At 65.1% G+C, this 24,652-nt stretch carries 18 protein-coding genes; 11 read left to right on the forward strand and 7 right to left on the reverse strand.

Annotated elements, in window-relative coordinates; all coding sequences use genetic code 11:
• Positions 1–342 precede the first annotated feature (342 nt).
• Together VBO01S_RS01830 and VBO01S_RS01835 are read right to left on the reverse strand one after the other, a co-directional pair.
• A complete protein-coding gene (locus tag VBO01S_RS01830; RefSeq protein WP_082817936.1) occupies positions 343–2,622 on the reverse strand; it encodes an acyl-CoA dehydrogenase family protein in 2,280 nt (759 codons plus the stop codon).
• A 109-nt stretch (positions 2,623–2,731) separates the two neighbouring features.
• Positions 2,732–5,416, reverse strand: a complete 2,685-nt coding sequence (locus tag VBO01S_RS01835; protein WP_062469614.1) for a winged helix-turn-helix domain-containing protein — start codon at positions 5,414–5,416, stop codon at positions 2,732–2,734.
• A 143-nt stretch (positions 5,417–5,559) separates the two neighbouring features.
• Here VBO01S_RS01835 and VBO01S_RS01840 point away from each other — a divergent pair, with 143 nt between their 5' ends.
• The 11 genes from VBO01S_RS01840 (at position 5,560) to VBO01S_RS01890 (ending at position 17,365) form a co-directional block, all read left to right on the forward strand.
• A complete protein-coding gene (locus VBO01S_RS01840) occupies positions 5,560–6,345 on the forward strand; it encodes an enoyl-CoA hydratase/isomerase family protein (protein ID WP_062469617.1) in 786 nt (261 codons plus the stop codon).
• 55 nt (positions 6,346–6,400) lie between these two features.
• Positions 6,401–7,654, forward strand: a complete 1,254-nt coding sequence (locus VBO01S_RS01845) for a lipase family protein (protein WP_169805016.1) — start codon at positions 6,401–6,403, stop codon at positions 7,652–7,654.
• A gap of 46 nt (positions 7,655–7,700) precedes the next feature.
• On the forward strand, positions 7,701–8,870 hold the full coding sequence (locus tag VBO01S_RS01850; protein ID WP_223301496.1) for a thiolase family protein: 1,170 nt from the start codon (positions 7,701–7,703) through the stop codon (positions 8,868–8,870).
• The gene (locus tag VBO01S_RS01855) at positions 8,867–10,069 is read left to right on the forward strand and encodes a thiolase C-terminal domain-containing protein (RefSeq protein ID WP_062469625.1); all 1,203 of its coding nucleotides are present in this window, start codon (positions 8,867–8,869) and stop codon (positions 10,067–10,069) included. Before VBO01S_RS01850 ends, VBO01S_RS01855 begins: the two co-directional genes overlap by 4 nt.
• Positions 10,066–10,563: a Zn-ribbon domain-containing OB-fold protein gene (locus tag VBO01S_RS01860; RefSeq protein ID WP_062469628.1), complete on the forward strand. Its 498-nt coding sequence runs from the start codon at positions 10,066–10,068 to the stop codon at positions 10,561–10,563. Before VBO01S_RS01855 ends, VBO01S_RS01860 begins: the two co-directional genes overlap by 4 nt.
• A gap of 2 nt (positions 10,564–10,565) precedes the next feature.
• Complete coding sequence (locus tag VBO01S_RS01865; RefSeq protein WP_062469631.1) at positions 10,566–11,033, forward strand: Zn-ribbon domain-containing OB-fold protein; 468 nt, start codon at positions 10,566–10,568, stop codon at positions 11,031–11,033.
• Positions 11,034–11,084: 51 nt separating this feature from the next.
• Positions 11,085–12,758: an AMP-binding protein gene (locus VBO01S_RS01870; RefSeq protein ID WP_062469635.1), complete on the forward strand. Its 1,674-nt coding sequence runs from the start codon at positions 11,085–11,087 to the stop codon at positions 12,756–12,758.
• A gap of 161 nt (positions 12,759–12,919) precedes the next feature.
• The gene (locus VBO01S_RS01875; RefSeq protein WP_062469639.1) at positions 12,920–14,476 is read left to right on the forward strand and encodes a class I adenylate-forming enzyme family protein; all 1,557 of its coding nucleotides are present in this window, start codon (positions 12,920–12,922) and stop codon (positions 14,474–14,476) included.
• 27 nt (positions 14,477–14,503) lie between these two features.
• Positions 14,504–15,700 (forward strand): thiolase C-terminal domain-containing protein, encoded by a 1,197-nt coding sequence (locus VBO01S_RS01880; RefSeq protein WP_062469640.1) that lies wholly within the window; start codon positions 14,504–14,506, stop codon positions 15,698–15,700.
• Positions 15,701–15,739: 39 nt separating this feature from the next.
• Positions 15,740–16,519, forward strand: a complete 780-nt coding sequence (locus VBO01S_RS01885) for an enoyl-CoA hydratase/isomerase family protein (RefSeq protein WP_062469643.1) — start codon at positions 15,740–15,742, stop codon at positions 16,517–16,519.
• A gap of 39 nt (positions 16,520–16,558) precedes the next feature.
• The gene (locus VBO01S_RS01890; RefSeq protein ID WP_062469646.1) at positions 16,559–17,365 is read left to right on the forward strand and encodes an SDR family oxidoreductase; all 807 of its coding nucleotides are present in this window, start codon (positions 16,559–16,561) and stop codon (positions 17,363–17,365) included.
• A 332-nt stretch (positions 17,366–17,697) separates the two neighbouring features.
• Here the strand turns inward: VBO01S_RS01890 and VBO01S_RS01895 are convergent, their stop codons facing one another.
• From VBO01S_RS01895 to VBO01S_RS01915, 5 genes are all read right to left on the reverse strand, one after another.
• Positions 17,698–19,317 (reverse strand): AMP-binding protein, encoded by a 1,620-nt coding sequence (locus VBO01S_RS01895; protein ID WP_062469649.1) that lies wholly within the window; start codon positions 19,315–19,317, stop codon positions 17,698–17,700.
• A gap of 13 nt (positions 19,318–19,330) precedes the next feature.
• Positions 19,331–21,643 (reverse strand): molybdopterin-dependent oxidoreductase, encoded by a 2,313-nt coding sequence (locus VBO01S_RS01900; protein WP_062469652.1) that lies wholly within the window; start codon positions 21,641–21,643, stop codon positions 19,331–19,333.
• 17 nt (positions 21,644–21,660) lie between these two features.
• Complete coding sequence (locus VBO01S_RS01905) at positions 21,661–23,109, reverse strand: MFS transporter (protein WP_062469766.1); 1,449 nt, start codon at positions 23,107–23,109, stop codon at positions 21,661–21,663.
• 152 nt (positions 23,110–23,261) lie between these two features.
• Positions 23,262–23,672, reverse strand: a complete 411-nt coding sequence (locus tag VBO01S_RS01910; protein WP_062469655.1) for a RidA family protein — start codon at positions 23,670–23,672, stop codon at positions 23,262–23,264.
• 22 nt (positions 23,673–23,694) lie between these two features.
• Positions 23,695–24,537, reverse strand: coding sequence for a phytanoyl-CoA dioxygenase family protein (locus VBO01S_RS01915; RefSeq protein ID WP_062469658.1), 843 nt, complete (start codon positions 24,535–24,537; stop codon positions 23,695–23,697).
• Positions 24,538–24,652 lie beyond the last annotated feature (115 nt).

Below are 24,652 nucleotides of genomic sequence, written 5' to 3' on the forward strand. Positions count from 1 at the left end.
GTATGCAGCGGCTGCCGGCATCCCCCGGCCTCGCTCGACGGGTACTATCAACCAGGAACGGAAGTTCACGGAAAGTGCATAGGCCGCTAGTAAGCGCTCATTCTTGGGAGCCGCCGAATGAAGTTTCGGATTGATCACATCTTTGCCCGTGGGCGGCCTGTGCGCTTCTTTTATGAAAGCTAGATGAGGGCGAATTTTCTCTCTCTCTCTCTCTCTCTCTCAGAAACACCTTGCCTCGGTGGGGTCCCAATCAAGTGGTCGCTTTCTCAACCGCGTGCAGCTCGGGGGGAAGACGGGTAGATCCGTAATGGTCTTTTTTTTCCCAAGAGTAGCGAGCCCCGATCAGGAGCGCGGCAATCCCAACCCATGCAGAGCGATCAAGTTCCGCTGAATCTCCGCCGTGCCACCGCCGATCACGGTCACGATCGAAAAACGCAGCAGTTGCTCGAACCGGCCCGCGGCGACCGCGCCATGCGCCCCCTTGGATAGCGTCGCCGCAGCGCCCAGAATATCGAGCGAGACTTGCCCCAACTGCTCCATCAGTTCGCCGGTGTACGCCTTGCTCATGGCGGCTTCATGGATCGGGGCCTTGCCTTTCTCCGCCATTTCAATACTGTTCATGAACAACTGCCGTCCGGCCTCGACCTGGGCGGCGAGCGCTCCAATGCGATCACGAACGGCACCATCGGTACGGCCTGATTGCAGGCTGTCGTCGACCTCGCGCACGCATCGGACCAAGCATTCGAATTCGGCACGCGCGTTAGCGATGAAACTGCCCATCATCATTCGCTCGGTGGCCAATGCGGAGGTGAGGATCGTCCAACCTTGGTTGACCTCACCGACAAGCGCATGTGCAGATACTCGCACGTTGTCGAGGAATTCTTGGCAGAAAGTGTGCCCGTACATGGCCATCGACGGGCGCACCGTGAGACCCGGAGTCTTCATTGGCACGATGAAGAGGCTGATGCCGGCGTGCGGCCGCTGCGCAGTCCGATCGGTGCGCGCCGCTAGCCACATGTAGTCGGCTTTCTCTGCGGCCGTGGTCCAGATTTTCTGTCCGTTGATCACCCATTCGTCGCCGTCGCGCTCGGCGGTGGTCTGCATCGAGGCGAGGTCGGAGCCCGAGCCGGGTTCGCTGTAGCCTAGGCAGAAGGTGATTTCCCCGCGAGCGAGCTTGGGAAGGAACTCAGCCTTCTGCGCTGGCGTGCCGAACGACATCAGGGCATGAGCCTGGATGTCCCCACGGCCACCCATCGGCGCGCCAACGCGCTGAATTTCTTCCATGAAAGCCAATTGCTCGCGGGGCGTGCGGCCTTCGCCGCCGTAGGCGCTGGGCCAACTCAGACTGTTCCATCCTTTGCGGCCCAGCAATGCGGTGAACCTGGTGTCGTAGCCCCATTCTTCGTACGGTCGGTCAATCTCGTCTTCCCGGCTTTCGGGCACCCAGTTGTCCTTCAGCCAGTCGCGCACTTCCACGCGAAATGCATTGCCCGCAGTCCCCAGGTCCTGTTCTGGAAGTGCCTGCCCCTGGTCGAGCAGCGCCTGGGCCAATTGCTCCCGGGCACGGCGCACCCCACCCAGGCGTGCCAGGTCGGCATGAATTCGCCGGAAATGCCGAGGTGCCTCATGTTCTTCCGAGTAGCCGACGGCACCGAAGGTGTGGTGCACCTCCAGCGCCAGCCGGCGCAGAGCAGGGCCGGCAAAAGCGCGCGCGCTCGCGCCGAGCACACGCCAGTTGTCCATGCCGAAGTCGTAGCTGCGGGCCGCGTTGTTCAGCAATAGCCTCGCAGCCTCCAGGCTCATCAGAGCGTTCGCGAGCTTGTGCTGAAGTGCCTGGAAGCGGCCGATCGGTTGGCCGAACTGACGGCGTTCCTTCGCATATTCGACCGCCATGTCGAAGCCGCGCTGTGCAGCACCTAGACTGCGCGCCAGCAAGGCCAGCCCTGCGATCTGGTGGAGATCCTCGGCCAGTTGCTGCGAAATGGCCAAAGGGACTGCGGCCACGCAGTCGAAGGTCAGCCGAGCCAAGGGCGGGATCGCCAGACCCGGCGTTTCCTCGATGGCCAGACCCGGTGCACCGCGCGGCACAACTACCAGCAATGGACCTTGGTCGGCCAGCACGAGCACGTGAGTGGCTGTCGCACAGCCCTCGGCAAAGTCCACGCACCCTTGCAACCGATCACTGTTCCACCGAAGCGTGCCAGCGCACGGATCGCCGTCAAAGCTGCCCAGGGCGAAGGCGATAGTGGCGTCGCCCCGATGGAGCGCGTCCAGCAACGCATCCGTTTCCTGCGAACTGCTTCGCAGCGGCGAAAGCACAATATTCACAAGCACGGCGCCGACCAGCGGCGCGGGACAGCCCGCACGCCCCAGTTCTTCCAGCGCCACAGTAATCTCGCGCAGACCGCCTTCGAGCGGATCGCGGCCCAGGCTTGCCACACCCTGTTCCGCCAGTGCGTGCCAGATCGACGCAATCGCTTGCGTGTCGGCAGCCAGCGCTACGGCGCGCTCGGCGGGCCAGAGCCGTTCAAGCAGACGGCGCAGGCTTTCGCGCAACATCTCCCGCTCTTCGTCGCTCGGCAGCATTTCGGGGGCAGGCACAGCGCGCTCTTCTTCTGCCATACGACATCTTTCGTGTGGAGCAGTCCGACCTCTGGACTGCGCCGAAGATTCTGGTGTGCGCCAGAAAAGCGATCACCCCTCTTTTCGAGTGGAGCCTGCGGCAAGCGACTCAGTCGATCAGTCCGCGCTTGCGTGCCACCATCACCGCGTCGTACCGGCTCGGGACGCCAAGCTTGCCGAAGATGCTCTTCAGGTTCCACTTTACGGTTTCGAGCGTGATATTCAGGGTCAGCGCGATCCGCTTGTTGGACATCGATTGACCGAGCAGTTGCAGGATCTCGATCTCGCGCGGCTTCATGTTTTGGTCCTGCACCGCAGCCTCTCGCAAGGGTAGTCGGGATGTGCGCGCGGCATCGGCTCGCTGCAGCAGGTCGGCGAGGTAATCCCGGGTGTCGCCGGCCTCCAGCGTCGTCACCAGTTTCCTGAGTAGAACATGCAGGGCTTCGCCTTCGTCCAACACGGTGCGCACCAGACCCAAACGCAGCGCGGCCTCAATGCCGACCATTAGCCCGTGTCTCGATTCCGCCTCGCGCCCCATCTGATCGAAGGCGCAGCCTGACAGTAGGTCGGCCAGCACCACGCTCTTTTGGCGGGCGAACGTGACGCCGTGCTGCCGCAGGCGCCCGAGCGCAGGCAATGCCGCGTCCCCGTGGCCTTCGGCTAGAGCGAGGCGCGCCGCCGCCAGCGCGGCAATAGCGTCGATTTCGGCAAGGAAACCCGCGGCGCCGCGATGGCGTTCAGCCAGCGCATCGAGCTCGGCCTGTATCTGCTGCGCGATCTCCTGGCGGCCAAGCCGCAGATGTAGGCGCGCCTGCTCGGCCAGCACATACGCCAATGGGCGATCGAGCGCTTGGTCGCGATATTGGGATTCGTCTTCGGCCAGACCCTGGAGCGTTTCTAGTGGTGACAGTTGCACGCCCGCCAGCCGGTTACGCGCGATGAGGGCGCGCACCATCGGCTCCGGGGACGAGAAGCGCAGCAGATCGAGGCGGTGGGCGAGCACGTCGCGCGCCTCGGCGAGGCGATCAGCTTCGTAGTACGCATCGGCGGCGAAAGCCGCGCAGTTCACGGCAGACACCGAGCGGCGGCCGTGCGCGTCCTCGGAGCGCACAACCAGCGGCCCGGCAATCCGGATCGCCTCCGTGTTGGAGCCCTCCAGTAGATGGCTAAGTAGCAAGGTCGACTCGGCCACTAGCGCCATGTCGTCCAACAACTCTGCACGCGACAGGCGTGCGAGGTTGCGGTGCAGGCTCCGTGCGTCGGCGTAGCGGCCTTCCGCACAATACGCAAAGCTGAGTATGGCTAGGTGGGCCTGGCGCAGGAACCGTTCCTGCAAGGCATCGAAGTCCGAAGGCGCGATCAGCGCCAACGCGGCACTGGTGTCATCGCGCTGAAGCGCGATACTGGCGCGCAGGTAGCGTGCGTGCAGGGCGAACTCGGGGGCCAGCATTGCTTGACCTTGCTGCAGCCGATCGAGCCAGGCCTGCGCATCTCTCCATCGGCAAGTGGCGACAAGCGCCCAGCAACCGAGCACGAGCAGCCGGGGGTGGGCCATCAGCACCTCGGCCGAGAGCTGACTCATCCAGCGTTGCAGCGTGCTGATGAAGCTCATGCTGCGCACCGGCAGGTCAGCGCGCTCCACCAGCCGAGCTGCGGCCTCGAGATCGTCCGCGTGGTAGGCGTGCCGCAGGGCCTCGATCAACGAGCCGTGTGCCTCGAACCAATGGCTCGCGCGCGCATGAGCCGCGCGCACCTGCTGCGGATCGCGCGCTGAAAGGCGCTCCTGCAGGAAGCTGGCGAACAGCGGATGCAGGCGATACCACGGCGTGGGACTGTCGATCTCGACGGGTAGGAGCAAGAGGTTTTCGCGCTCCAACTGATCAAGCAGAGCCCGGGCCTGCGGGCTCTCCGTGACGTAGTGGACCAGGTCGGCATTGAAGCGCCGGCAGATCGAGATTTTCTCGATGAAGTCAACGAGTTCGGGCGCCAGGTCGCGCACCACGTCCTCCGACAGGTAGCGTTGCAGGTCGCCGCGGTGGTGCACCAGTTGTGATAGCAGCGCGCGGTTGCCCGACGCGCGCTTGAGTCGGATGCAGATCATCTGCACGCACAGGGGCCAGCCGTCAGTGATGTCGTGGATCAGGCGCGCGTCGTCGGGCGTAACTTCGCCGAGCTGTTTGGCCAGAAAGTCCTGCGTCTCATGGAAATCGAATGGCAGGTCTGCGAGGGCGATTTCGCTCAGCTCGCCGGTGAGGCGCATGCGACTCACAGCAAGCGGCGGCGAGGTGCGCGATGCGAGGACCAGGTGCATCTCCTCGGGACAGTGGTCCAGCAGGCCCTGTATCAACGCATGCGTCAGCGGGTCGTCGACATGGTGGTAGTCGTCGATGAAGAGGTAGAGGGCCTTGCTCGACTGACAGGCCGCATCGACGATGGTGGCGACGGTCTGCGCCACTGGCAGCTCGGCGCGTGCCTCGGAAGGCAGGGCGGTGCTGTCTTCAACGGCCAAGCCGGCCTGCTGCAGCGCGCCCAGGAGGTAGGCGCGGAACTGTGGAAATTGCTGCTCCTCCTGCGACAGCGAGAGCCACGACACCTGCTCGCCGGCTTTCAGCAGTTCCTGGCGCCACTGCGCCAGCAGCGTTGTCTTGCCGAAGCCCGCGCTGCCGCACACCAGCGCAAGCCGGCAGTCGCGCGCTTCGCGAAGCCGCGCCAGCAGGCGGGTCCGCGCGGTCGATTGCGGGCTGATGCGCGGCGGCGCGAACTTGGTCGGAATGAGAAGGTGGTCGAGCGGCAAAAGGCGGGCTCCTTGCACGAGGGATTTTAGGGAGCGCCTCCTCGGAACGCTCTCCGCTGCAACCCGCCCCTCAACACGAGGGGTGCGCCCGGGAGGGGGGCGTCGCACCATTGCGACGCGTCCATGCAAGGAGACAGACCGCAATGACCTACCAGACCATCATCCACGAGCAGCGGGAGTCCGTCGCATGGATCACGCTCAACCGTCCCGCTGAACTCAATTCGGTGAACTTGCGAATGCTGCAGGAGCTGTCGGCGGCGCTGACGGAGGTCGCGGCCGACGCTTCGCAGAAGGTGCTCGTGCTGACTGGCGCAGGCCGGGCCTTCTGCGCCGGCGCCGATCTGAAGGCCCTGCGCGGCGCCATCGATGCCGCCCCGGGCGAGCCGAACTTCTCCGACCTGACCCTGTCCACGCTCTCGCAGTTACGCAATATGCCCAAGCCGGTCATCGGCGCGATGAACGGCCTGACGGTCGCCGGGGGTCTCGAGCTGGCGATGTGCTGCGACTTTCTCGTGGGCGCGGCGAGCGCGAAGATCGGCGACGGCCACGCGAACTACGGTGTGTTCCCCGGCGGCGGAGGTGCGGCGGTCCTCCCGCGCCGGATCGGCCTGCCACGTGCAAAACAGTTGTTGTTCACCGGCGACTTGATGAGTGCCGCGCAGATGCAGGCCTGGGGTTTGTTGAACGAGGTGGTGGCCGATTCTGAGCTGCAGCCGGCGGTTGCCGCTCTGGCGGCCCGCATGGCCGGCAAGAGCCCTCTGGTTCTGCGCCGCATGAAGACCATCGCCGAGCGCGCCCTGGATCAGCCGCTCGACTTGGCGTTGCGCGACGAGTTGCTCGAATGCCTGCAGCACACACGCTCCCATGATTTTAGCGAAGGGCTCGCAGCCTACGGCGAGAAGCGCGCGCCGGCCTTCCGGGGCGTCTGAGGCCCGTTACTCGCCGGCCCTTGGCACTGAAGAACAACACAACAGGAGACAAAGAATGAATCGCTTGATGAATCTGCCGGTGGTTCGACGCGTCCGGTCGCTGGGCCGGATGCTGGGTCGGATGCTGGGCCGATGGATGGCCGCGCTGATGCTCTGCCTGGGTGCGTCGGCCACCGCGGTAGCTGGCCCGCTGCAGGACCCGGCGGGTGCCCCCTTCTACGCGCCGCCGTCGCCGTTGCCCGAGGGGCCGCACGGCACACTCATCCGTTCGCGCGCCTATGTGCCGCTGGGACTGCCCGCCTGGGGTTGGCAGATCATGTACAAGTCGACCGACGTCAACGGCAACGCCGTCGCCGTCACTGGGAACGTGATGGTGCCGTGGCTGCCATGGTTCCAGTCTTCGCCGCGACCGATCGTCGGATGGGCGTCGGGCACGCAGGGCATTGCGGACCGCTGCGCCCCGTCGCACCAACTCGCCGTCGGCACCGAGTACGAGGCGATCGCCGGCCCCATCGGCTGGACGCTGGCCCGCGGTTGGGCCATCGCCATGACCGACTACCAGGGCCTCGGCACGCCGGGCGACCACACCTATGGCGTCGCGGCGCCTGCGGGTCGGGCCATGCTCGATGCAGTGATCGCGGCCCAACAACTGGGCGGGGCGAACTTGTCGGCCCAGGCACCGGTCGGCCTCGTCGGCTACTCGCAGGGCGGGCACGCCTCGGCCATCGCTGCCGAGCTGCAGCCGAGCTATGCGCCAGCGTTGAAGGTCAAGGGTGTGGCCTCGGGCGCCGGGCCGTCGAGCATTGATGGCCTGTACGCGGCCAACAACGGCGGCCTCTTCGGCGGTGCAATCCCGTACCTGCTGATCGGACTGAACGCTGCCTATCCCGAGCTGAGCCTCGACACCATCCTGACTCCCTATGGCCGCTCGATCATCGCCGAGGCGCGCAATAACAAGTGCCTGCTCGCCATGGCGGCCAGCTATCCGGGACTGGGAGATGCGGTGCTCGTCGACGGGCCGGGCATCTTGACGCGTTCCGACTGGAAGGCGCGCTTCCTGCAGCAGCGCACCGGCACCGCCACGCCGGCGGTGCCCGCGCTCGTCTACGCCGGCCTGCTCGACGAGCTTGTGCCCTACGAGAACACGAAGAAGACCTTCACCGCATGGTGCGCCGGCGGGGCGAAGGTGAGCTTCCGAACCATCGGCATCACCGAGCACGCGACCGGGATGCTGTTGGGCTATCCGCTCGCCCTGGACTGGATGGCGGACCGCTTCGCCGGCGCACCTGCGCCTTCCGACTGCCCGTGACCTGTCTCGTCGAGGGCCGGGCCCGATCAACCCAGAGAGGATGAACATGTCCAACCGTGTAGCCATCGTGTCGATGGCACAAGTCAACTACAGCGAGAAGCGGGCGTACTCACCCGAAGAGCTGGCCTACCGGGCAATCCGGCCGGTGCTGCAGGAAACCGGCCTGCGCTTCCTGCCGGCCTACGAGAAGGGTGGCATCGACGCGAGTCTGATCTGCCATGAGCACTCGCGCATCGCACGCCCGTTCTCTGCGTCGCTGATCGTCGATGTGGCGGGTGCCAATCTTCGGCCTGACGAGAAAGTGGACCAGGACGGTGCCGTCGGCGTACTTGAAGCCTTCTGGCAAATCGCCTCGGGAGAATTCGAGACCGTGCTCGTGGTCGCGGTCGGCCAGGATTCGACGGCGGCCAGTGGTGGCAATGCCATCGAGAACAAGGTGTTCGACCCCTTCTTCTGCCGGCCCTTGGGCCTGGACAACGTACAGGCCGCCGCGCTCCAGGTACAGCGCTATGCGCACAAGTACGGCATCACGCCGGAGCAGCTCGCTGCGATCTCGGTCAAGAATCTCGGCAACGCCCGCAACAATCCCCTGGCCTTGCGCGAGGGCGACTTCAGCATCGCCGATGTGCTTGGTGCGAGGATGCTGGCTGACCCGATCACCACGCTGCAGTCGCGTCCGCAAGGCGACAGCGCCATCGTGATGCTGCTGGCCAATGAGCAGCGCGCCCGACAGTTGACGGACAAGCCGGTCTGGATCAAGGGCCTGGCCAACTGCTGCGACGGCTATTTCCTGGGGGATCGTGATCTCGCCGACTCAGAAGTGCTGACCATGGCGGCCAAGAAGGCCTACCGTATGGCCGGTATCGACAACCCGCGCACCGACATCGACCTGCTGGAGGTCACCGACGAGTTTGCCTACCAGGAACTGATGGCCTACGAGGGGCTGGGACTGTGCGCAGCGGGCGAAGGTCCTCGCTGGCTGGAGTCCGGCGTCAGCGGCCACGATGGGCTGCAGCCGGTCAATCTCTCCGGCGGTGCTCTCTCCGGCACCAGCCACACCACCATCGGCATGGCGCGGGTCGCCGAAATTGTGCTGCAACTGCGCGGCGAAGCCGGCAAGCGCCAGGTGGGCCGTGCCCGCACCGGCCTCGCACACCTCGCTTCCGGCCCCGCCGGGCAATTCCACCAAGTAATGATTCTGGGAGTCAATCCATGAAGCGCCGCGTCGCCATCGTCGGCTTCGGCCAGACCGAAATGACCGCCCACAGCCCGCTGACAAAGGCGGAGTTGGCCAACCAGGCCGTGCGCCGCGCGCTCGCGGATGCCCGGATCACGATGAAGCAGGTCGAAGAGATTGTCCTCGGCGACATCGACTGGGTTTCCGGTACTGCCGAATCGGAAATGGAGCTGGCCGATTTCGTCGGCCACTACCGCAAACCCCTGGTCAAGATCGAAACCGGCGGCACCGTCGGCGGCTCGGCTGCGATATCAGCCATCCACCATGTAGCTGCGGGCGCTTGCGACGTGGCCATGATCTCCACCACCTCGAAGTTCGTCGGCCCGCCGAGCGACGTGATGCCGCGCGGCCCCTTCCTGCAGGCTGGCATCTCCTCAGGCGTGCACGCGCTCACCGAGAAATGGTGCGCCATCGGCGCGGTCGGCACGCTGTCGTTGATGGCCGCGGCCTACGCCAAGCTCTCGGGCTGCCCCGAGGAAGCGGTGGCCATCGCGCGCGTCAAGGCCTCCGAAAACGCCGCTCGTAACCCCTACGCCCATCTGCGCGAGCGCCTCAGCGTCGAGCAGGTGATGCAATCCCCGATGCTGACGGCGCCCATGCGCCAGCTGCACATGTGTCCGATCACCGAAGGCTCTGCCTCGATCATCTTCGCCAGCGAGGATGTGGTGGACCAGATCACCGACAAGCCGGTCTGGGTGCAGGACGTCGTGAGCATCCATTCCGCGCAGCATTGGTCTGCCCTGCAGGACTTCATCGCACCCAAGGAGCGCTGCGTGCTGCCCAGTCTGCAAAAGGCCTGCGAGATTCTCTACAAGCGCAATGGCATCACTAGACCCGCTCAGCAGCTGGACGTGGTCGAGATGTACGAGCCCTGCACCTGGGCCGAGCTGGTGTGGATGGAAACCATGGGTCTGGCGGAGCCCAATCAGGCATGGCGGATGGCCGCCAGCGGCGCCACAGCCATCGATGGCGTGCTGCCGATCAATCCCTCCGGCGGCGTCACCTGCACCAACGGTGGCGTGCCCTCCACGACCCAGCGCTTCGGCGAACTGGCGCTGCAGATCCGCGGCGACGCCGGCGCGCACCAGGTGCCGCGCGAGCCCCGGCTGGGCATCGCCACCGGGTTCGGCGGCACCGGCTGGACCCCGCTGCTACTTCTCTCCAAGGACAAGCCATGAGCGATACCACGCACAAGCCTGTGCCACCGACGCGGTTGCGCACGTACTTCTCGATGGACTACCCGGTGGGCCTGTTCAATGGCCGCTTCGCGCGCGAGATGCGCGACAACGGCCGGCTGATCGGCATCGTCTGTCGCCACTGCGGCTTCAGCATGCTGCCGCCCCAGGCGGTATGCACGGTCTGCCACGGCGAGAACATCAAGGACCCCAACTGGGTGGAGATGGGGCCCGAAGCGACAGTCGCCGGCTTCATGACCTTCAACATGCCCTTCATCGACACCAACGACCTTTCGGTGCAAAAGGGCCACTACACGGTCGGCCAACTGATGGTCGATTCACCAGGCCGCACCAGCGGCTTCCTCTGGCATTTCATCGGCGAGGCCGACGCCAGCCAGTTACGCAACGGCATGCGCGTGCGCGCGATCTACCGTCCGCGTGACGAACGCAAGGGTCTGATGACCGACATCCTGCATTGGGTGCCGACAGGAGAATAACGATGTATCCAGCTGAACTCGAAGCCGCCGAGCCCATGGTCCTGCGCCAGCCGGTGCTGTACTGCGACATCAACTACGACGTGGGCCGGATCAACGGCCAGTTCTTCGCCGCGCTGCGCGACGAGGGCCGCATCACGGCCACCCGCTGCACGGCCTGCGCCCGTAGCTACCTGCCACCACGCATGAGCTGCCCCGAATGTTTCGCCGAGTTGGACGAATGGGTGGATGCAGGTGATACCGGCACGCTCACGGCCTTCACCATCGTGCGCGAGCCCGGCATGCTCCAGCAAATGCCCCTTCCCTATGTGGTCGGTCTGGTCAAGCTCGACGGCGCAGACACCGCACTCGTTCACTACCTCGGCGAAGTCGCGCCCGAGGCGGTGAAGGTCGGCATGCGCGTGCGCGCCGTGCTGGCTGAAGAGCGACACGGCAATATTTGGGATATCCGCTATTTCAGGCCGACGACCTGAGGCAAGAGGCCGAAACGCCACCTGAACACTTATAGCAAGAGGAGACATGACATGCCGCACATCCACGCCCCCATCAACCCCAGCGCCTGGCTACAACGCCACGTGCAGGAACGGCCCGACCAGCGCTATCTCACGCAGCCCCTGGGCGGCGGACAGGAGCGCCACTTCACCTGGGCGCAGGCTTCAGAAGAAGCGCGGCGCATGGCCGCGCATCTCGCGTCTTTCGGCTGGGAGCCTGGTTCGCGGGTCGCGATCATGTCGAAGAACTGCGCCTGGTGGTTCCTCGCCGACTTCGCGATCATGTTGGCCGGGCATGTCTCGGTGCCGATCTATCCTTCTCTCACGGGAGCATCGGTTCGCCACGTCCTCGAGCACTCGGGCGCCAAGGCATTGTTTCTGGGCAAGCTCGATTCCGACGATTGGGGAGCCATGCGTGCCGGCATCCCCCCGGGGATGCCGGTGGTGCGGTTTCCGCTGCGCGCGGACGGGGAATTGTCCGACCAGCCCGTGGCCGACTGGGACACCGTGATCGCCCGCACGCCGCCGCTGACCGGCGAGCGCTCGCGCGGCGTCGACGAGTTGGCCACCATCGTCTACACCTCGGGCACCACCGGCGTTCCCAAGGGCGTGATGCACACCTTCGGCACGCTGGGGGCGTCGCTGGGCATCCTGATGGACGACTATGGCTTCGGCCCGCAGGATCGCATGCTGTCGTACCTGCCATTGGCGCACAGCGCCGATCGGATGTTTTCCGAGATGGTGTCGCTGGCAAGCGGCTGCAGCGTGACCTTCAACGAAAGTGTCGAGACCTTCGTCTCCGATCTCCAGAAGACCCGACCCACCTTCTTCATCGCAGTGCCGCGGCTATGGGCCAAGTTCCGCCAGGCCGTGCTGACGCGCATTCCACCTGCGCAGTTGACGGCGATGCTGGCCGATCCCGAGAAAGGGCCGGCCGTGCGCCGGCAGGTGCTGGCGCAACTGGGCTTGGCCGAAACGCGCTATGCGCTGTCGGGTGCCGCGCCGCTGTCGCAAGAACTGCATCAGTGGTATCTCGACCTGGGCCTGGAGCTGCTTGAGATCTACGGCATGACGGAGAACATGGGCACGCATGCGAGCCGCCCTGGAAAGGGACGAGTGGGTTACGTGGGTCAGCCGCGACCTGGCGCCGAAGTCCGGCGTACCGACGACGGCGAGATCTTGGTCCGCTTCCCAGGCAATATGCGCGGTTACTTCAACGATCCGCAGCGCACCGCTGAGGTCATGACCGAGGACGGCTTCCTGCGCACCGGCGACGTCGGCGACATCGATGCCGAGGGCTACTTGAAGCTCACTGGCCGTGCGAAGGAGATCTTCAAGACCAGCAAGGGCAAGTACGTGGCGCCCACCCCCATCGAGAATGCGCTGTGCGGCGACCCGCTGGTCGAGGCCTGCTGCGTGACTGGCGTGGGCTTTCCGCAGCCGTTTGCCGTCGTTCTGCTGGCGCCGGGCGCTACGCGAAGTCCCGAACTCGCGCGAACGCTCGATGCGCTGCGGCAAGCTGTCAACCAGACTCTGGACCCACACGAGCGACTCGATTTTCTGGTCGTCGCCGCGCAGTCGTGGACCATCGAGAACGGACTCATGACCCCGACGTTCAAGCTGCGTCGCAACGTGTTCGAAACACGCTTCGGACCGCATTTCGAGCGTTGGGCGAGCCTTGGCGAATCTGTCGTCTGGGCCGAATGAGTGCATAGGGGGCGTGTCAGGTTTCGCCCCTATCACGGGAGGGGGCCTTCGCGCATCCTGGCACCCTCGCACTCCCCTCCATTCGAGGGGCGAAAGAAATCATGCGCGTCGGCAGACTTCACGCCACCGAGAAAAAACACGACGCCTACAGGAGACCCAACATGGCCATCATTGACTTCTTCGACCGCGGATGGGAGATCGATCCGCAAGCACCTGCTTACGTGATGGACGATGCGGTCTACAGCTTCGATGATGTCGGCACGCTCTCGTGCCGCATTGCGAACGCCCTGCTGACGATGGGCCTGGGACGAGAGAAGGTCGGCGCGGTCTGGGCCGCCAACCATCCGGTGCCATGGACCTGCACCCTGGGGCTGTGGCGTGCCGGCATGGCGTGGATGCCTGTCAATCCGCGCGGAGCGCTCGAAGAAAATCGTCAGTTGCTCGATGCCTTCGACTGCGAGGTACTGTTCTTCCAGCAGGCCTTCGCACCGGCCGTGGAAGCATTGCGCGCCAACCTGCCGAAGATCCGGCTGTTCGTCTGCATCGAAGGCCCCGTGCCGGGGGCGCTAGGACTCTCCGAATGGATCGGAGGCCATTCGGCCAACAGGCCGCAGGTGACCTACCAGCCCGACGACACGGTGGCCGTGATGCCGACCGGGGGCACCACGGGTCTGCCCAAGGGCGTGATGAACACGCACCGCAGCTTCCAGGCCTTCTGCGCCCAGTTCATGATCGCCTGCAGCTACCGGGCCGACGAGAAGATCGTCAACCTTGCCGCAGCTCCGATGACGCATACGGCGGGTGTCTTGTCGCTGCCGTGTACAGCACGTGGCGGCACGGTGGTGGTGCTGACCAAACCCGATCCCACCGCCCTCCTTGATGCCATCGAGACGCACCGTGTGACCGAGTTCTTCCTGCCGCCGACGGTCATCTACCGATTGCTGGACATGCCGGGCATCGAGGGGCGCGACTTTTCCTCGCTGAAGTACTTCCTGTGCGGCGCTGCGCCGATGTCGGCCGAGAAACTGCGCCGCGCCATCACGGTGTTCGGGCCCGTGATGATGGAGGCCTATGGTCAGACCGAGGCGCCCGGCGCAATCGCGATGAAGCGGCCGGAGGAGAACTTCGTCGGCGGGCAACTCGCCAGCGATGCGCGCCTGCTGTCCTGCGGCCGTGCCAGCCCGCTCACCCGCGTGGCGATCATGGGGGAGAACAACGAGCCGCTTGGCGTCGGCGAGACCGGCGAGATCTGCGTGCGCGGTGACCTCGTCATGAAAGGCTACTACAAGGCGCCCGAGAAGACGGCCGAAGCCGTCGTCGACGGCTGGCTGCACACCGGCGACGTGGGGCACCTGGACCGCGACGGGTATCTGCGCATCACCGACCGCAAGAAGGACATGGTGATCAGCGGCGGCTTCAACGTCTACCCGAGCGAGGTCGAGCAGGTGATCTGGGCTCACCCCGCTGTGCAGGACTGCGCCGTGATCGGTGTGCCCGATGCCGCATGGGGCGAGGCGGTGAAGGCCGTCGTCGAACTGACGCCCGGCATGCAGGTCTCGGACGGCGAGCTGATCGCCCTGTGCAAGCAGAAGCTGGGCAGTGTGAAGGCGCCCAAGTCGGTGGACTTCGTGGCCTCGCTGCCGCGCAGTGCCAACGGCAAGGTCCTGAAAAAAGATCTGCGCGCACTCTACTGGACGGCGCAGGACCGCAACATCTGATCCGCCGAGGCGGAAAGCGAGCAACCGATGACCCAGGAAACCCTCATCGCCGGTGTCGGCATGGTGCCTTTTGTGCGCCCTGGCCGCAGCGAACCCTATGACGTGATGGCGCAAAAGGCCGTGCAAGCGGCACTGGCCGATGCCCGCATCGACTACGGCCTCGTCGAGCAGGCCTTCGCGAGTTTCGTCTATGGCGACTCGTGCTCGGGCGAGCGCGCTCTCTACCGCGTCGGCATCACCGGCATCCCGATCACCAACGTGAACAACAATTGCGCGTCGGGCTCGTCGGCGCTGTTCCTGGCACGGCAGGCCGTCTTGTCAGGTGTCTCGGAGTGCGCGCTGGCGGTCGGCTTCGAGGAGATGCGGCCCGGCGCGTTGGACCGCATCTTTCCCACGCATGCGGACCCGCTCGAGCACCACCGCGCCAGTGTGATCGCTGCGATGGGACTCAGCGTGCAGGAGCAAGCACTGCCGCCCGCGCTGCTGATGTTCGGCTCTCAGCTCGAATGGGCTGCGCGTGAATTGCAGCTGACCGATGAGGTGTTCGCGCGCGTGGCCGTGAAGGCGCGCGCGCATGCGAAACACAATCCCTTCGCGATCTTCCGCGATCCGCTGAGCGTGGATGAAGTCCTGGCCGCCCCAACCGTGTGGGGGCGCTTACGCAAGCTGTATGCCTGCGCACCAAGCTGCGGTGCCGCTGCGGTGATCCTGTGCAGCTCCGATTTCGCCCGGCGCCATGGCCTGCGCGCCGAGGTGTCGATCCTCGCTCATGAGATGGGCAGCGACATCGCCACCGACCTTGACCCGCCCAACGTGCCCGACGCGTTGAGCCGAGCCGCCACGCGCCGTGTTGCGGATCGTGCCTACGCGCGCGCGGGGGTGGCGCCAACGGACATCGACGTCGCGGAGGTACACGATTGCTTCGTCAGTAACGAACTGCTCAGTTGCGCGAGCCTGGGCTTCTGTGCCGAAGAAGATCTGGCCGGCTTCGTCCTAGAAGGGCGCAATACCTATGGTGGGCAAGTGGTGGTCTGCCCGTCGGGGGGGCTGCTGTCCAAGGGCCATCCGCTCGGCGCAACCGGGCTGGCGCAGATCACCGAGCTCACTACGCAATTGCGCGGCCAGGCCGGCGTGCGGCAGGTCGAGGGCGCTCGCCTGGCCCTGCAGCACAACGGCGGATTGGGTACGGCGGTGTCGGTGGCCATCCTGCAGCGGCGTGATTGACCCAAGATCGAACCGAATGAGAAGAGAAAGAGAACCCGAATGACTGCACCTGTCGTGCTCGAACGCGACGGCCATGTGGCCGCCATCGTATTGAACCGTCCCGAACAATCCAACGCCATCGACCCGGAAGCGGCGCAGGCGTTGATCGGGTGCATCGATACCGTCGCGGCCGATGCGTCGGTCCGCGCCGTGGTGCTGCGCGCTGCGGGCAGGCACTTCTGCGCCGGCGGCAGCATCGCGTTCTTCGACCAGGCCGGCGCGGCGCTGCCGGCGCTGCTGGAGCAATTCATCGGTCCACTCCACGCCGCCATCCACAAGCTGGCGACGCTGCCGGTGCCGGTGATCAGTGCCGTCAACGGGCCGGTCGGCGGCGGCGGCATCGGCCTTGCGCTGTGTGCGGACATCGTGCTGGCGGCCGAATCGATGAAACTGCGCGGCGGCTACTCGGCCCTTGGGCTCACACCGGACGCCGGTTCCTCGTGGCTACTGGCGCGCCGTGCCGGCGCAGCACGCGCCAAACAAATCTTTTTCACGAACGCCCCGCTGTCGGCACAGCAATGCCTGGCGTTCGGCATCGTCGACGAGATCGTCCCGGACGAAAAATTGGCGGCCCGCACGACAAGCCTCGCCCGTACTCTTTCGCAGGGCGCGACGGGCGCGCTCGCGCGCATCAAGCGGCTGGTCGACGGAGCGAACGAACGGTCGCTGCTGGAGCAACTCGACATGGAGCATCGGCTGATGGTCGAGGCAGCCGCATCGGTCCATGTGGCCGAGGGCATTGCCGCTTTCCGGGAGAAGCGCGCCCCGCGCTTTACCTGACGGCCTGTCCGGCTCTCCGCAATCGCTGAAAGATCCCCCATGCAAATGAACCTCGATTTCCACGGCCGCCATGTCTTCGTTTTCGGTGGCACCACCGGCATCAACTTCGGCATCGCGCAGGCCTTCGCACGGCAGGGCGCCGCCGTGACCGTCGCGAGCCGCAAGCAGGAGAACGTCGACAACGCCTGCCGAACGCTTTCCGACGTCGGTGGCCCGGTACATGGCGCGTGTGCCGACGTGCGCGATTTCGACGCGGTCGGCCGTGCGTTCGAGAGCGCGGTCGGACGATTCGGGCCGGTGGATGTACTCGTCTCGGGAGCAGCCGGCAACTTCCTGTGCGCGGCGCGGGACATGTCGTCGAACGGTTTTCGCGCGGTGGTCGATATCGATCTCGTCGGCACCTTCCATGTGCTGCGCCAAGCGCACGCACACCTGCGCAAGCCCGGCGCGGCAGTGATCAACATCACCGCGCCGCAGTCCTTCGTTCCGATGCGCTACCAGGTCCATGCCTGCGCAGCCAAGGCCGGCGTCGACCAGTTGACGCGAGTGCTGGCGCTGGAATGGGGCGGCGAAGGTATTCGCGTCAACTCCATCTCGCCCGGCCCGATCGAAGGCACGGAGGGTTTCAGGAAGCTGATGGCGCCAACGCCGGAAGACCACGCCGCCGCGCGCGGCCACGTGCCGCTGCAACGCTTCGGCTCGCTCGATGACATCTCCAACCTCGCGCTATTCCTAGCTTCGCCCTATGCAAGCTACATCTCAGGTGCGCTGATCCCCTGCGATGGGGGTGGGGCCATCGAAAGCGTCAAGCCTGCGCTCGAGGCCGCGAGCCAAGCCGGCCTGTAGGCGGCAAGCACCGAGATAGCACATCCGCCGACGCGGGACTCCCGATGTCTTCAGGTCGATGAAGCGAACGCCGATACTTCACGCGCCCAAGGCATCGTAGGCTGTTTCTAGCCGCGGCCACTATCGACGCCGCGGAGCATGTCTGTACAAGACATCCAAGTTCGAACAGCAGGGTTTTGACAATGCGCTGCACCAGCAGACTGAGCCCTCCAGTGCTCCGTCGGGCGCCGATAGAAGTCGGCACCTTCCGCACCAATTTCGCGCGCAGTGCGGCAATGAGGGCCGAACGTCATATCGCCGGACTACGCTCTGTAGCAGACACACTCACAACATCATTCGACGTCTTTCAGCAAACGTCGCAGCACCTTCCCCGCTCCCGCGGTCGGCAGTGCATCCAGGAAACGCACATGCCTGGGCGCCTTGTACGGTGCCATGTTGTCTCTGCACCAGACGATCAACTCATCGGCGGCCAGTTCGGTTCCCGCCTTCTTCACGACAAAGGCTTTCACTACCTCGCCTTTGTCCACGTCCGGCTGTGCGACCACCGCCGCTTGGGAAATGGCCGGGTGCTTGATCAGAATGGTCTCGACTTCCTCGGGGAACACCGGATACCCCGACACCTTGATCATTTCCTTGAAGCGCCCCATGAAGGTGAGATAGCCATCGGCGTCCATGCGCCCCATGTCGCCGGTGTGCACCCAGCCGTCGCGCAACGTGGCGGCGGTGGCTTCGGGGTTGTTGAAGTAGCCCTTGAAAACGCCGGGACTGGTCAGCACGATCTCTCCCTGCTCGCCCGCTGCCAGCGCATCGCCGGTGTCCGGGTCGAGGATGCGTATCACCACCCCCGGCACCGCCAAGCCCACCGTGCCCCAACGGATGGCGTTGGTCGGCATGTAGGTGTCGCAGCTATGGGTTTCCGACAAACCGTAGGCAGCCTCGCGCGCATGGGCGTTCGGAGCGAAGCTCTTCCACTGCAGGGCCAGCGCTTCGGTGAAGGCGATACCGAAGCTGGTGACTGTGTTCTTGCTCAGGCTGGACAGATCGAATCGGGTGATGTCGGGCTGCTGCATGCAGGCCGCGTTCATGGGTGCGATGCTGTACCACGCCGTGATTCGGTAGCGGTCGATGGCCTGCAGCGTGGCACGCGGCTCGAAACGATGCAGCAGCACGGCGGTGTCTCCGCAGAGCACCGGTACGTTCACGCCGGTCAACATACCGGCGACGTGGTACATCGGTGCGACGCATAGCTGTGTGTCATCCCGCTCCACCCCCATGGCGAAGGCCGAAGTACGCGTCTTGTACAGCGCATTGCCATAGGTGAGCATCGCGCCCTTGGGCAGCCCCGTGGTGCCTGACGTATAGAGCATCAGCGCCAGATCATCCATGTCCAGTTCGACGGAGGCGGGTCTGGCGCTGCCGGACATCACGGCCAGAAAGTCTTCGCAGTCCGTCGGCACAACGCGCGCGTCTTCACGCGCCGTACTCAGTTCGGCGGGCAGGTCCAGTGTCGGCTGCGCGGGCAGCAGGTCGGCATAGTGCACTACGAACACGTGCGCCAGCGTGCTCACTGGCTTCACCTTCTGCACCACCGGCAAGAGGGCCGCTGCCGCCACGATCACCCGCGCCTTCAGGTCGTTCACCTGATAGGCCAGTTCATGCTCCTTGTTCAGCGGTCCGTTGGGGCACACGACGGCACCGATCTTCTGAATGCCGTAGTGCGCTACGACGTACTGCGGGCAATTACCGAGGAACAGCACCACCGGATCGCCCTTCTTCACGCCAAGGGCCTGCAGGCGGGCGGCGAAGGCATCGCTGGCACGGTCCAGGTCGGACCAACTCAGCACGGTGCCGTACCAAACCAGGGCAGCGGCATCGGGCCGTTCTCGCGCATGCATGCGCAGGTACTCGTGCAGAGGCTGGATCGGGCAGGCGGGCAGGGCTGTTGTCACCATGTCGATACTCTCTTTATTTCTTGGAGATGAAGGCCGGCGGATCGAAGCAGGTCGTCGGCGGAGGTACGCCGGCGAAGCGTTCGATCTCGACGAGGCATGAATTGGCCGTGCTGCCCTGCGCGATCTCCGAAGTTCCGAAGTCGCGCGTCAGCACATTGGCGTTTCCATGCTTGTCGAGGGGGATGCCGTCGCCGTCTTCCGGCTCCAGGTCCAGCCAGGCGCCGGTGGCCATCTGCAGCACACCCGGGATCACTGCATCAGAAACCACCGCCCCCGCAAGACAGCTGCCTCGCGTGTTGAACACCCGGACGATCATCCCGGTCTCGATGTTCCGGCTTGCCGCATCGACCGGGTGAATCCGTATCGGCTCCCGCTCGGAGATCTTCAGCTTCCGGCTGTGCGGCGCGTGGTCGTACTGGCTGTGCAGCTTGGAGCTCGGCTGGTTCGACAGCAGGTGCAAGGGAAACGCCTGCGCCTGGGTCGCGCCCAGCCATTCTTGCGGCTCGATCCAGACCGGATGCCCCGGCTGCCCCTCGATGCCGAAGTCGCGGATGGTCTGCGAGAAGAGTTCGATGCGGCCCGACGGCGTGCGCAAAGGCTTGCCGACCGGGTCATGGATGAACTCCGAGAAGACCGCCGCGGACTCCTGCGTCGGCACCTCGACCATTCCCTTTGCCCAGAACTCGTCGAACGTCGGAAGCTTCAGGCCCTGCTCGTCGCCTTGCTCCTTGATCTGCGCATAGAACGAGCGCAGCCAATCCTCCTCCGTCTTTCCCCCCGTGAATTCTTCGAGGCATCCCAGCCGGGTGGCGAGCTCGGAGAAGACCTCGTAGTCGTTCCGCGCATCCGCATGGGGTTTCGCATGCGCAGCGGAGGCGATGACAAAAGGATCGCTACTGGTGCCCACGATGTCGTTTCGCTCGTACGCCACGGTGGTGGGAAACACGATGTCTGCATGCTTGGCCGTCGCCGTCCACCAGGGCTCGTTGACGATGATGGTTTCCGGCACCGCCCATGCCTTGCGAAGACGGTTCAAGTCCTGATGGTGATGAAAGGGGTTGCCCCCTGCCCAATAGATCAGCCGTGTGTCCGGGTAAGTGAGCGTTTGGCCGTTGTAGCGAAACGACTGTCCCTTGTTGAGCAGCATGTCCGCGATCCGGGCCACGGGGATAAACGAAGACACGGGGTTCCTGCCCTGCGGCAGCGCGGGAATCTTCACCGTGATCGACTCAAGGCCGATGCCGTTGACGGCGGCATAGCCGAAGCCGAATCCACCGCCCTCCAGACCGATCTGGCCGATCATCGACGCCAGCACGACCGTCATCCAGTACGGCTGCTCCCCGTTCTCGGCCCGCTGTACAGACCACGACATAGTGATCATGGTCCGGTGCCGCGCCATATCGCGCGCCAGCTGCGCGATGTCCTGCGCCGGCACGCGGCAGATGGATGATGCCCACTGCGGTGTCTTCGCAATGCCGTCGGACAGTCCCAGCAGGTAGGCACGGAACTGGTCGTAGCCGACCGTGTACCGGGCCAGGAATGACCGGTTCGCGAGGTTCTCGGTTTCCAGCACGTAGGCCAGCCCCAGCATCAGCGCCACATCGGTCTGCGGACGGATGGGCACCCATTCGCAGGGCACGCTTGTGTCGTCCCGGATCGGGCTTATCGAGACCAGGCGCACACCCGCCTGAGCGAGCTGCCCGAGCGTGTCGCGATAGCGATGCCGTGTGACGCCACCGGCATTCACCTGCGCGTTCTTTTCCGGCAGCCCCCCGAAGGTGACCAGCAGCCGGGTGTGGCCGATCATGGACTTGAACGAGGTGTGCCGACCCGCGAGGCTGTGCATCGAGCCGACCACGCGCGGGATGATCACCTCCCCGGCGCCGTAACTATAGGAGTTGATCGATCGCGTATAGCCGCCTAGCAGGTTCAGGAAGCGATGGATCTGGCTCTGCGCATGGTTGAACCGGCCGGCACTGGCCCACCCGTAGGAGCCGCCGAAGATCGCCGTATTGCCGTGCGTCGCGCGCACCCTGTCCAGCTGCGCGGCGGCCATGTCGAGCGCGGTCTTCCAGTCGACCTCGACGAAGGGCTCGCGCCCGCGGCCCGCACCGCTCGCACGATGCTGCTTCTCGAGGAACGATTGCCGGACAGCGGGCGCGGCCACCCTCGGCCCCGTGTGCGAGCCGTCCAGGCCCTCCCAGACCGGCGCCGGCGCGGGATCGCCCGACCAGGACCGGATGCCGGACACCCTCCCCTGGTTCACGGACACGCTGTAGGTGCCCCAGTGCGTGGAGACCACGCGGTTCTCTTGGACAGGCAGCATGAACGGCTCCTGCGGACTCAGGCTGCCGCCCGGCTGGAGGCCAGCGGCGGCGGCGCCTCGCCCTGCCCTCGGCCGAGTTCTTCATCGGCCACGTCTTCCAGCGAACGGTTGGTGGTGCGCGGGCCGAACAGCAGCACGGGGATGGCAAAGACGATGTAGATCGCGGCAGCCGTCCACGTCACATACTTCAAGCCACCTGCGGACACCAGTGCCGCGCCCATCACGCCGGAGACCGCGCCGCCGACCCGGGCCCCCGACATCACGATGCCGTTGCCCAGGGCGCGCAACTGCGTGGGCATCGTCTCGGGGATGTAGGTGTAGTAGGCATTGAGGACGAATCCGGCGAAGACGGTGAGGATGCCGCCGATGATGGATACAGCCCAGTAGCCGGTGGACATGCCCAAAGCTGCCAGTGTGAGCGCCGCGAACACGGACATGAAGAGGATGGTGTTCTTGCGCTCCCACCGATCCAGAAATCGCATGGCGAGGAAAGGCATGGCGCCGTAGACCACGGTCCAGATGAACAGGATGAAATACGCGTCCTTCTGCGCGTACTTGAGGTCGTACACCAGTGCGTAGATGCTCCAGTTCGCCCAGGTGTAGTACGCGAGGTAGACCCCGAAATAGGAAACGAAGAGCACGGCCAGGTTGCGTAAGACGGACCTGTTCTGGAACAGGTCGCGCAGCGTCGGCTGCGCTGCGGCGTACGGTACAGCCGACACCTGGGGCGTGGCGAGCGGGCCCTGGCGCAGCGCACGCGCTTCCAGCCGGCTGACGATCTTCTCGGCGCGGTCGACTTGTCCGCGCGCCACGCACCAGCGCACCGACTCCGGCAAGCAGAAGTGCACCAGCGGGGCAATCAGCAGGCCGATACCGCCTGCGAGGAACAGGTGACGCCAGGTGTCCGGCCCGCCGGTCGGCAGGTAGAACATGGCCAGCGCCGCCGCAAGCACTGCCGCAGCAGTGAGCCCCATCGTCACGACCGACAGGAAGCGCCCGCGCGCGCCGCTTGGAAACATCTCGGAGACGTAGACCAGCAGCACCGACGTGGCCGCCTGCACTCCGAGGCCGGTGATGAAGCGGGAGCCCAGGATCAGTTCGTACCCGGGCACGAAGGCGGTCGCCACCACGCCGAGCGAATACATGACCGTGCCCCACACCAATACCGGGCGACGCCCCCATCTGTCCGAGAGCCAGCCGCCGACGAGCGCGCCGATCACCATGCCTACGTAGAAGGCGCTGCTGATGAAGCCGATCTGCTCGGTGCTCATGCCGGTGTGCGCCTTGATGGTCGGACTGGCATAGGCAAAGATGGCGTTGTCGTAGTACTCCAGCATCATGTTGAGCGCCAGCAGAGCGGCCCAGACGTAATGCAGCCGCATCGTGGGCAGGCGGTCGAATCGCGCCAACAAGAACGAAGGGGCGATTCCGGCGGAGGTTGGCCTCGTCTCGTCAATACGGTTCATCATTTGTCTCCATCAGCGTTTCATCTGTTGTCTGGTTTTGTGCTGTGCCGCCACGCCCACGGAACACGCGGACGCAGCCATCCCCCGCCTGCGGGGCGATGCGCTCTTCGTGGAAAGGCCGCGGCTGATGCCCGCGGCCTGCAGGCCGGGGCCTAGTCTGCGCCGCAGCCGACCACAGCGACCGCGCGGACCTCGACCAGGTACGCCGGGTGGGCCAGCTGGGTCACGCCCACCCCGGTCCACGACGGGTAGCGGTCGGGCAGGAACTCGTCCTTGACCTTGGCGAACGCCTGGATGTCCGGGCCTTGCATGTCCATGTGGAAGGTCATGATCTCGACGACGTCGGCCAGCGTCGCGCCGGCCTCCTCGAGCACGGCTTTGAGGTTCTGGAATGCCAGCCGGGCCTGCGCGGCCATGCCCTGGCCGGGCTTGCCCGTCGCCACGTCGAAACCGACCTGGCCGGACACCCAGACCATGTCGCCCACACGGGTGGCCGACGAGAAATGCAGCTGGTCGTAGTGCTTCGCCTTGACGGACGCGGGGTTGATCATTTGTCGCTTCATGGTGGTGGTACTCCTGGTGATGTCAGATGCCGGCAACCTGGCGGAAGATGGGCGAGCGGAACGAGTCGCCCTGGCTGAAATGAGCCATTTCCTTGCGAAAGAGCGGACCGACGCGGGCATAGCTCGGCTTGCAAGTGGGCAGTTCCCGAAAGGTGGCGTCATCGCCGAAGAAGCGCATCACCAGGGTGTGACGGGTGGGGCAGCCGGCGTCGACCGGGGCGCCGCCGTGCAGCGAACGCGGGTGCAGGAACACGATGTCACCGGGGTCGATGTCGAAGGAGACGATGTCCCACGACGTAGGGTCACGCGCCAAGTCCTTGTCGATGTGCGGCAGGCGGGGGTAGGTGCCGTCGCCGTAGAGCGGATCCGTCGGATCGTCGGCGCTCATGAAGCTGGCGCCGTCGTACTGGATGCCCAGGTGCGAACCGCGCACGATCTCCAGCGAGTTCCTCTTGGGAATCTTCTGGAAGGTGATCCAGGCGTTGCCCCAGTGGCGGCCGGCCCAGGGCAGATTGGCCGTGTCCTGATGCCAGGGACCACGACCGCTCTTGCCTCCTTCCTTGGCGAAGATCTCCTCGGCGAAGTACCAGACGTTCTCCGAGCCCCACAGCTCCTGGAAGATCTGCCCGAAGGGCAGCGACGCTGCCAGTTCGTCCAGCTTGGCCTTGGCCTCGGGGTTGGCATTGTCGATATGGGTCTCCAGCGCAGTCCCGTTCAGGCCCCGGTAGACGTGGGGACCGGGGTTGGCCATGTCCCACTTGAAGGCGTCGTAGCACCGGGCCAGTTGGGTTTCGTCGAGACAGTTCTTGAAGACGGTGGCACCGTCGTTGCGGAACTGGTCGCGCATCTCGGGGGTGGTCAGCATGGTGAGGCTCCTTTGTGATCGGGCAGCAGAAATTTCCTTGCCCTGGATACCTCACTGTAGCCATCCATCCAATTTTACACAACAGTCGTTCTGTTAATGAAATCCCATATTTACA

It is taken from the genome of Variovorax boronicumulans NBRC 103145 (assembly GCF_001591345.1).
In the GTDB taxonomy this organism is placed as follows: domain Bacteria; phylum Pseudomonadota; class Gammaproteobacteria; order Burkholderiales; family Burkholderiaceae_C; genus Variovorax; species Variovorax boronicumulans.

Coding starts and splice junctions, on each gene's coding strand:
- VBO01S_RS01830 (WP_082817936.1), bottom strand. CDS start 2,622: ATGGCAGAAGAAGAGCGCGCTGTGCCTGCCCCCGAAATGCTGCCGAGC.
- VBO01S_RS01840 (WP_062469617.1), top strand. CDS start 5,560: ATGACCTACCAGACCATCATCCACGAGCAGCGGGAGTCCGTCGCATGG.
- VBO01S_RS01845 (WP_169805016.1), top strand. CDS start 6,401: ATGAATCGCTTGATGAATCTGCCGGTGGTTCGACGCGTCCGGTCGCTG.
- VBO01S_RS01850 (WP_223301496.1), top strand. CDS start 7,701: ATGTCCAACCGTGTAGCCATCGTGTCGATGGCACAAGTCAACTACAGC.
- VBO01S_RS01855 (WP_062469625.1), top strand. CDS start 8,867: ATGAAGCGCCGCGTCGCCATCGTCGGCTTCGGCCAGACCGAAATGACC.
- VBO01S_RS01860 (WP_062469628.1), top strand. CDS start 10,066: ATGAGCGATACCACGCACAAGCCTGTGCCACCGACGCGGTTGCGCACG.
- VBO01S_RS01865 (WP_062469631.1), top strand. CDS start 10,566: ATGTATCCAGCTGAACTCGAAGCCGCCGAGCCCATGGTCCTGCGCCAG.
- VBO01S_RS01870 (WP_062469635.1), top strand. CDS start 11,085: ATGCCGCACATCCACGCCCCCATCAACCCCAGCGCCTGGCTACAACGC.
- VBO01S_RS01875 (WP_062469639.1), top strand. CDS start 12,920: ATGGCCATCATTGACTTCTTCGACCGCGGATGGGAGATCGATCCGCAA.
- VBO01S_RS01880 (WP_062469640.1), top strand. CDS start 14,504: ATGACCCAGGAAACCCTCATCGCCGGTGTCGGCATGGTGCCTTTTGTG.
- VBO01S_RS01885 (WP_062469643.1), top strand. CDS start 15,740: ATGACTGCACCTGTCGTGCTCGAACGCGACGGCCATGTGGCCGCCATC.
- VBO01S_RS01890 (WP_062469646.1), top strand. CDS start 16,559: ATGCAAATGAACCTCGATTTCCACGGCCGCCATGTCTTCGTTTTCGGT.
- VBO01S_RS01895 (WP_062469649.1), bottom strand. CDS start 19,317: ATGGTGACAACAGCCCTGCCCGCCTGCCCGATCCAGCCTCTGCACGAG.
- VBO01S_RS01900 (WP_062469652.1), bottom strand. CDS start 21,643: ATGCTGCCTGTCCAAGAGAACCGCGTGGTCTCCACGCACTGGGGCACC.
- VBO01S_RS01905 (WP_062469766.1), bottom strand. CDS start 23,109: ATGAACCGTATTGACGAGACGAGGCCAACCTCCGCCGGAATCGCCCCT.
- VBO01S_RS01910 (WP_062469655.1), bottom strand. CDS start 23,672: ATGAAGCGACAAATGATCAACCCCGCGTCCGTCAAGGCGAAGCACTAC.
- VBO01S_RS01915 (WP_062469658.1), bottom strand. CDS start 24,537: ATGCTGACCACCCCCGAGATGCGCGACCAGTTCCGCAACGACGGTGCC.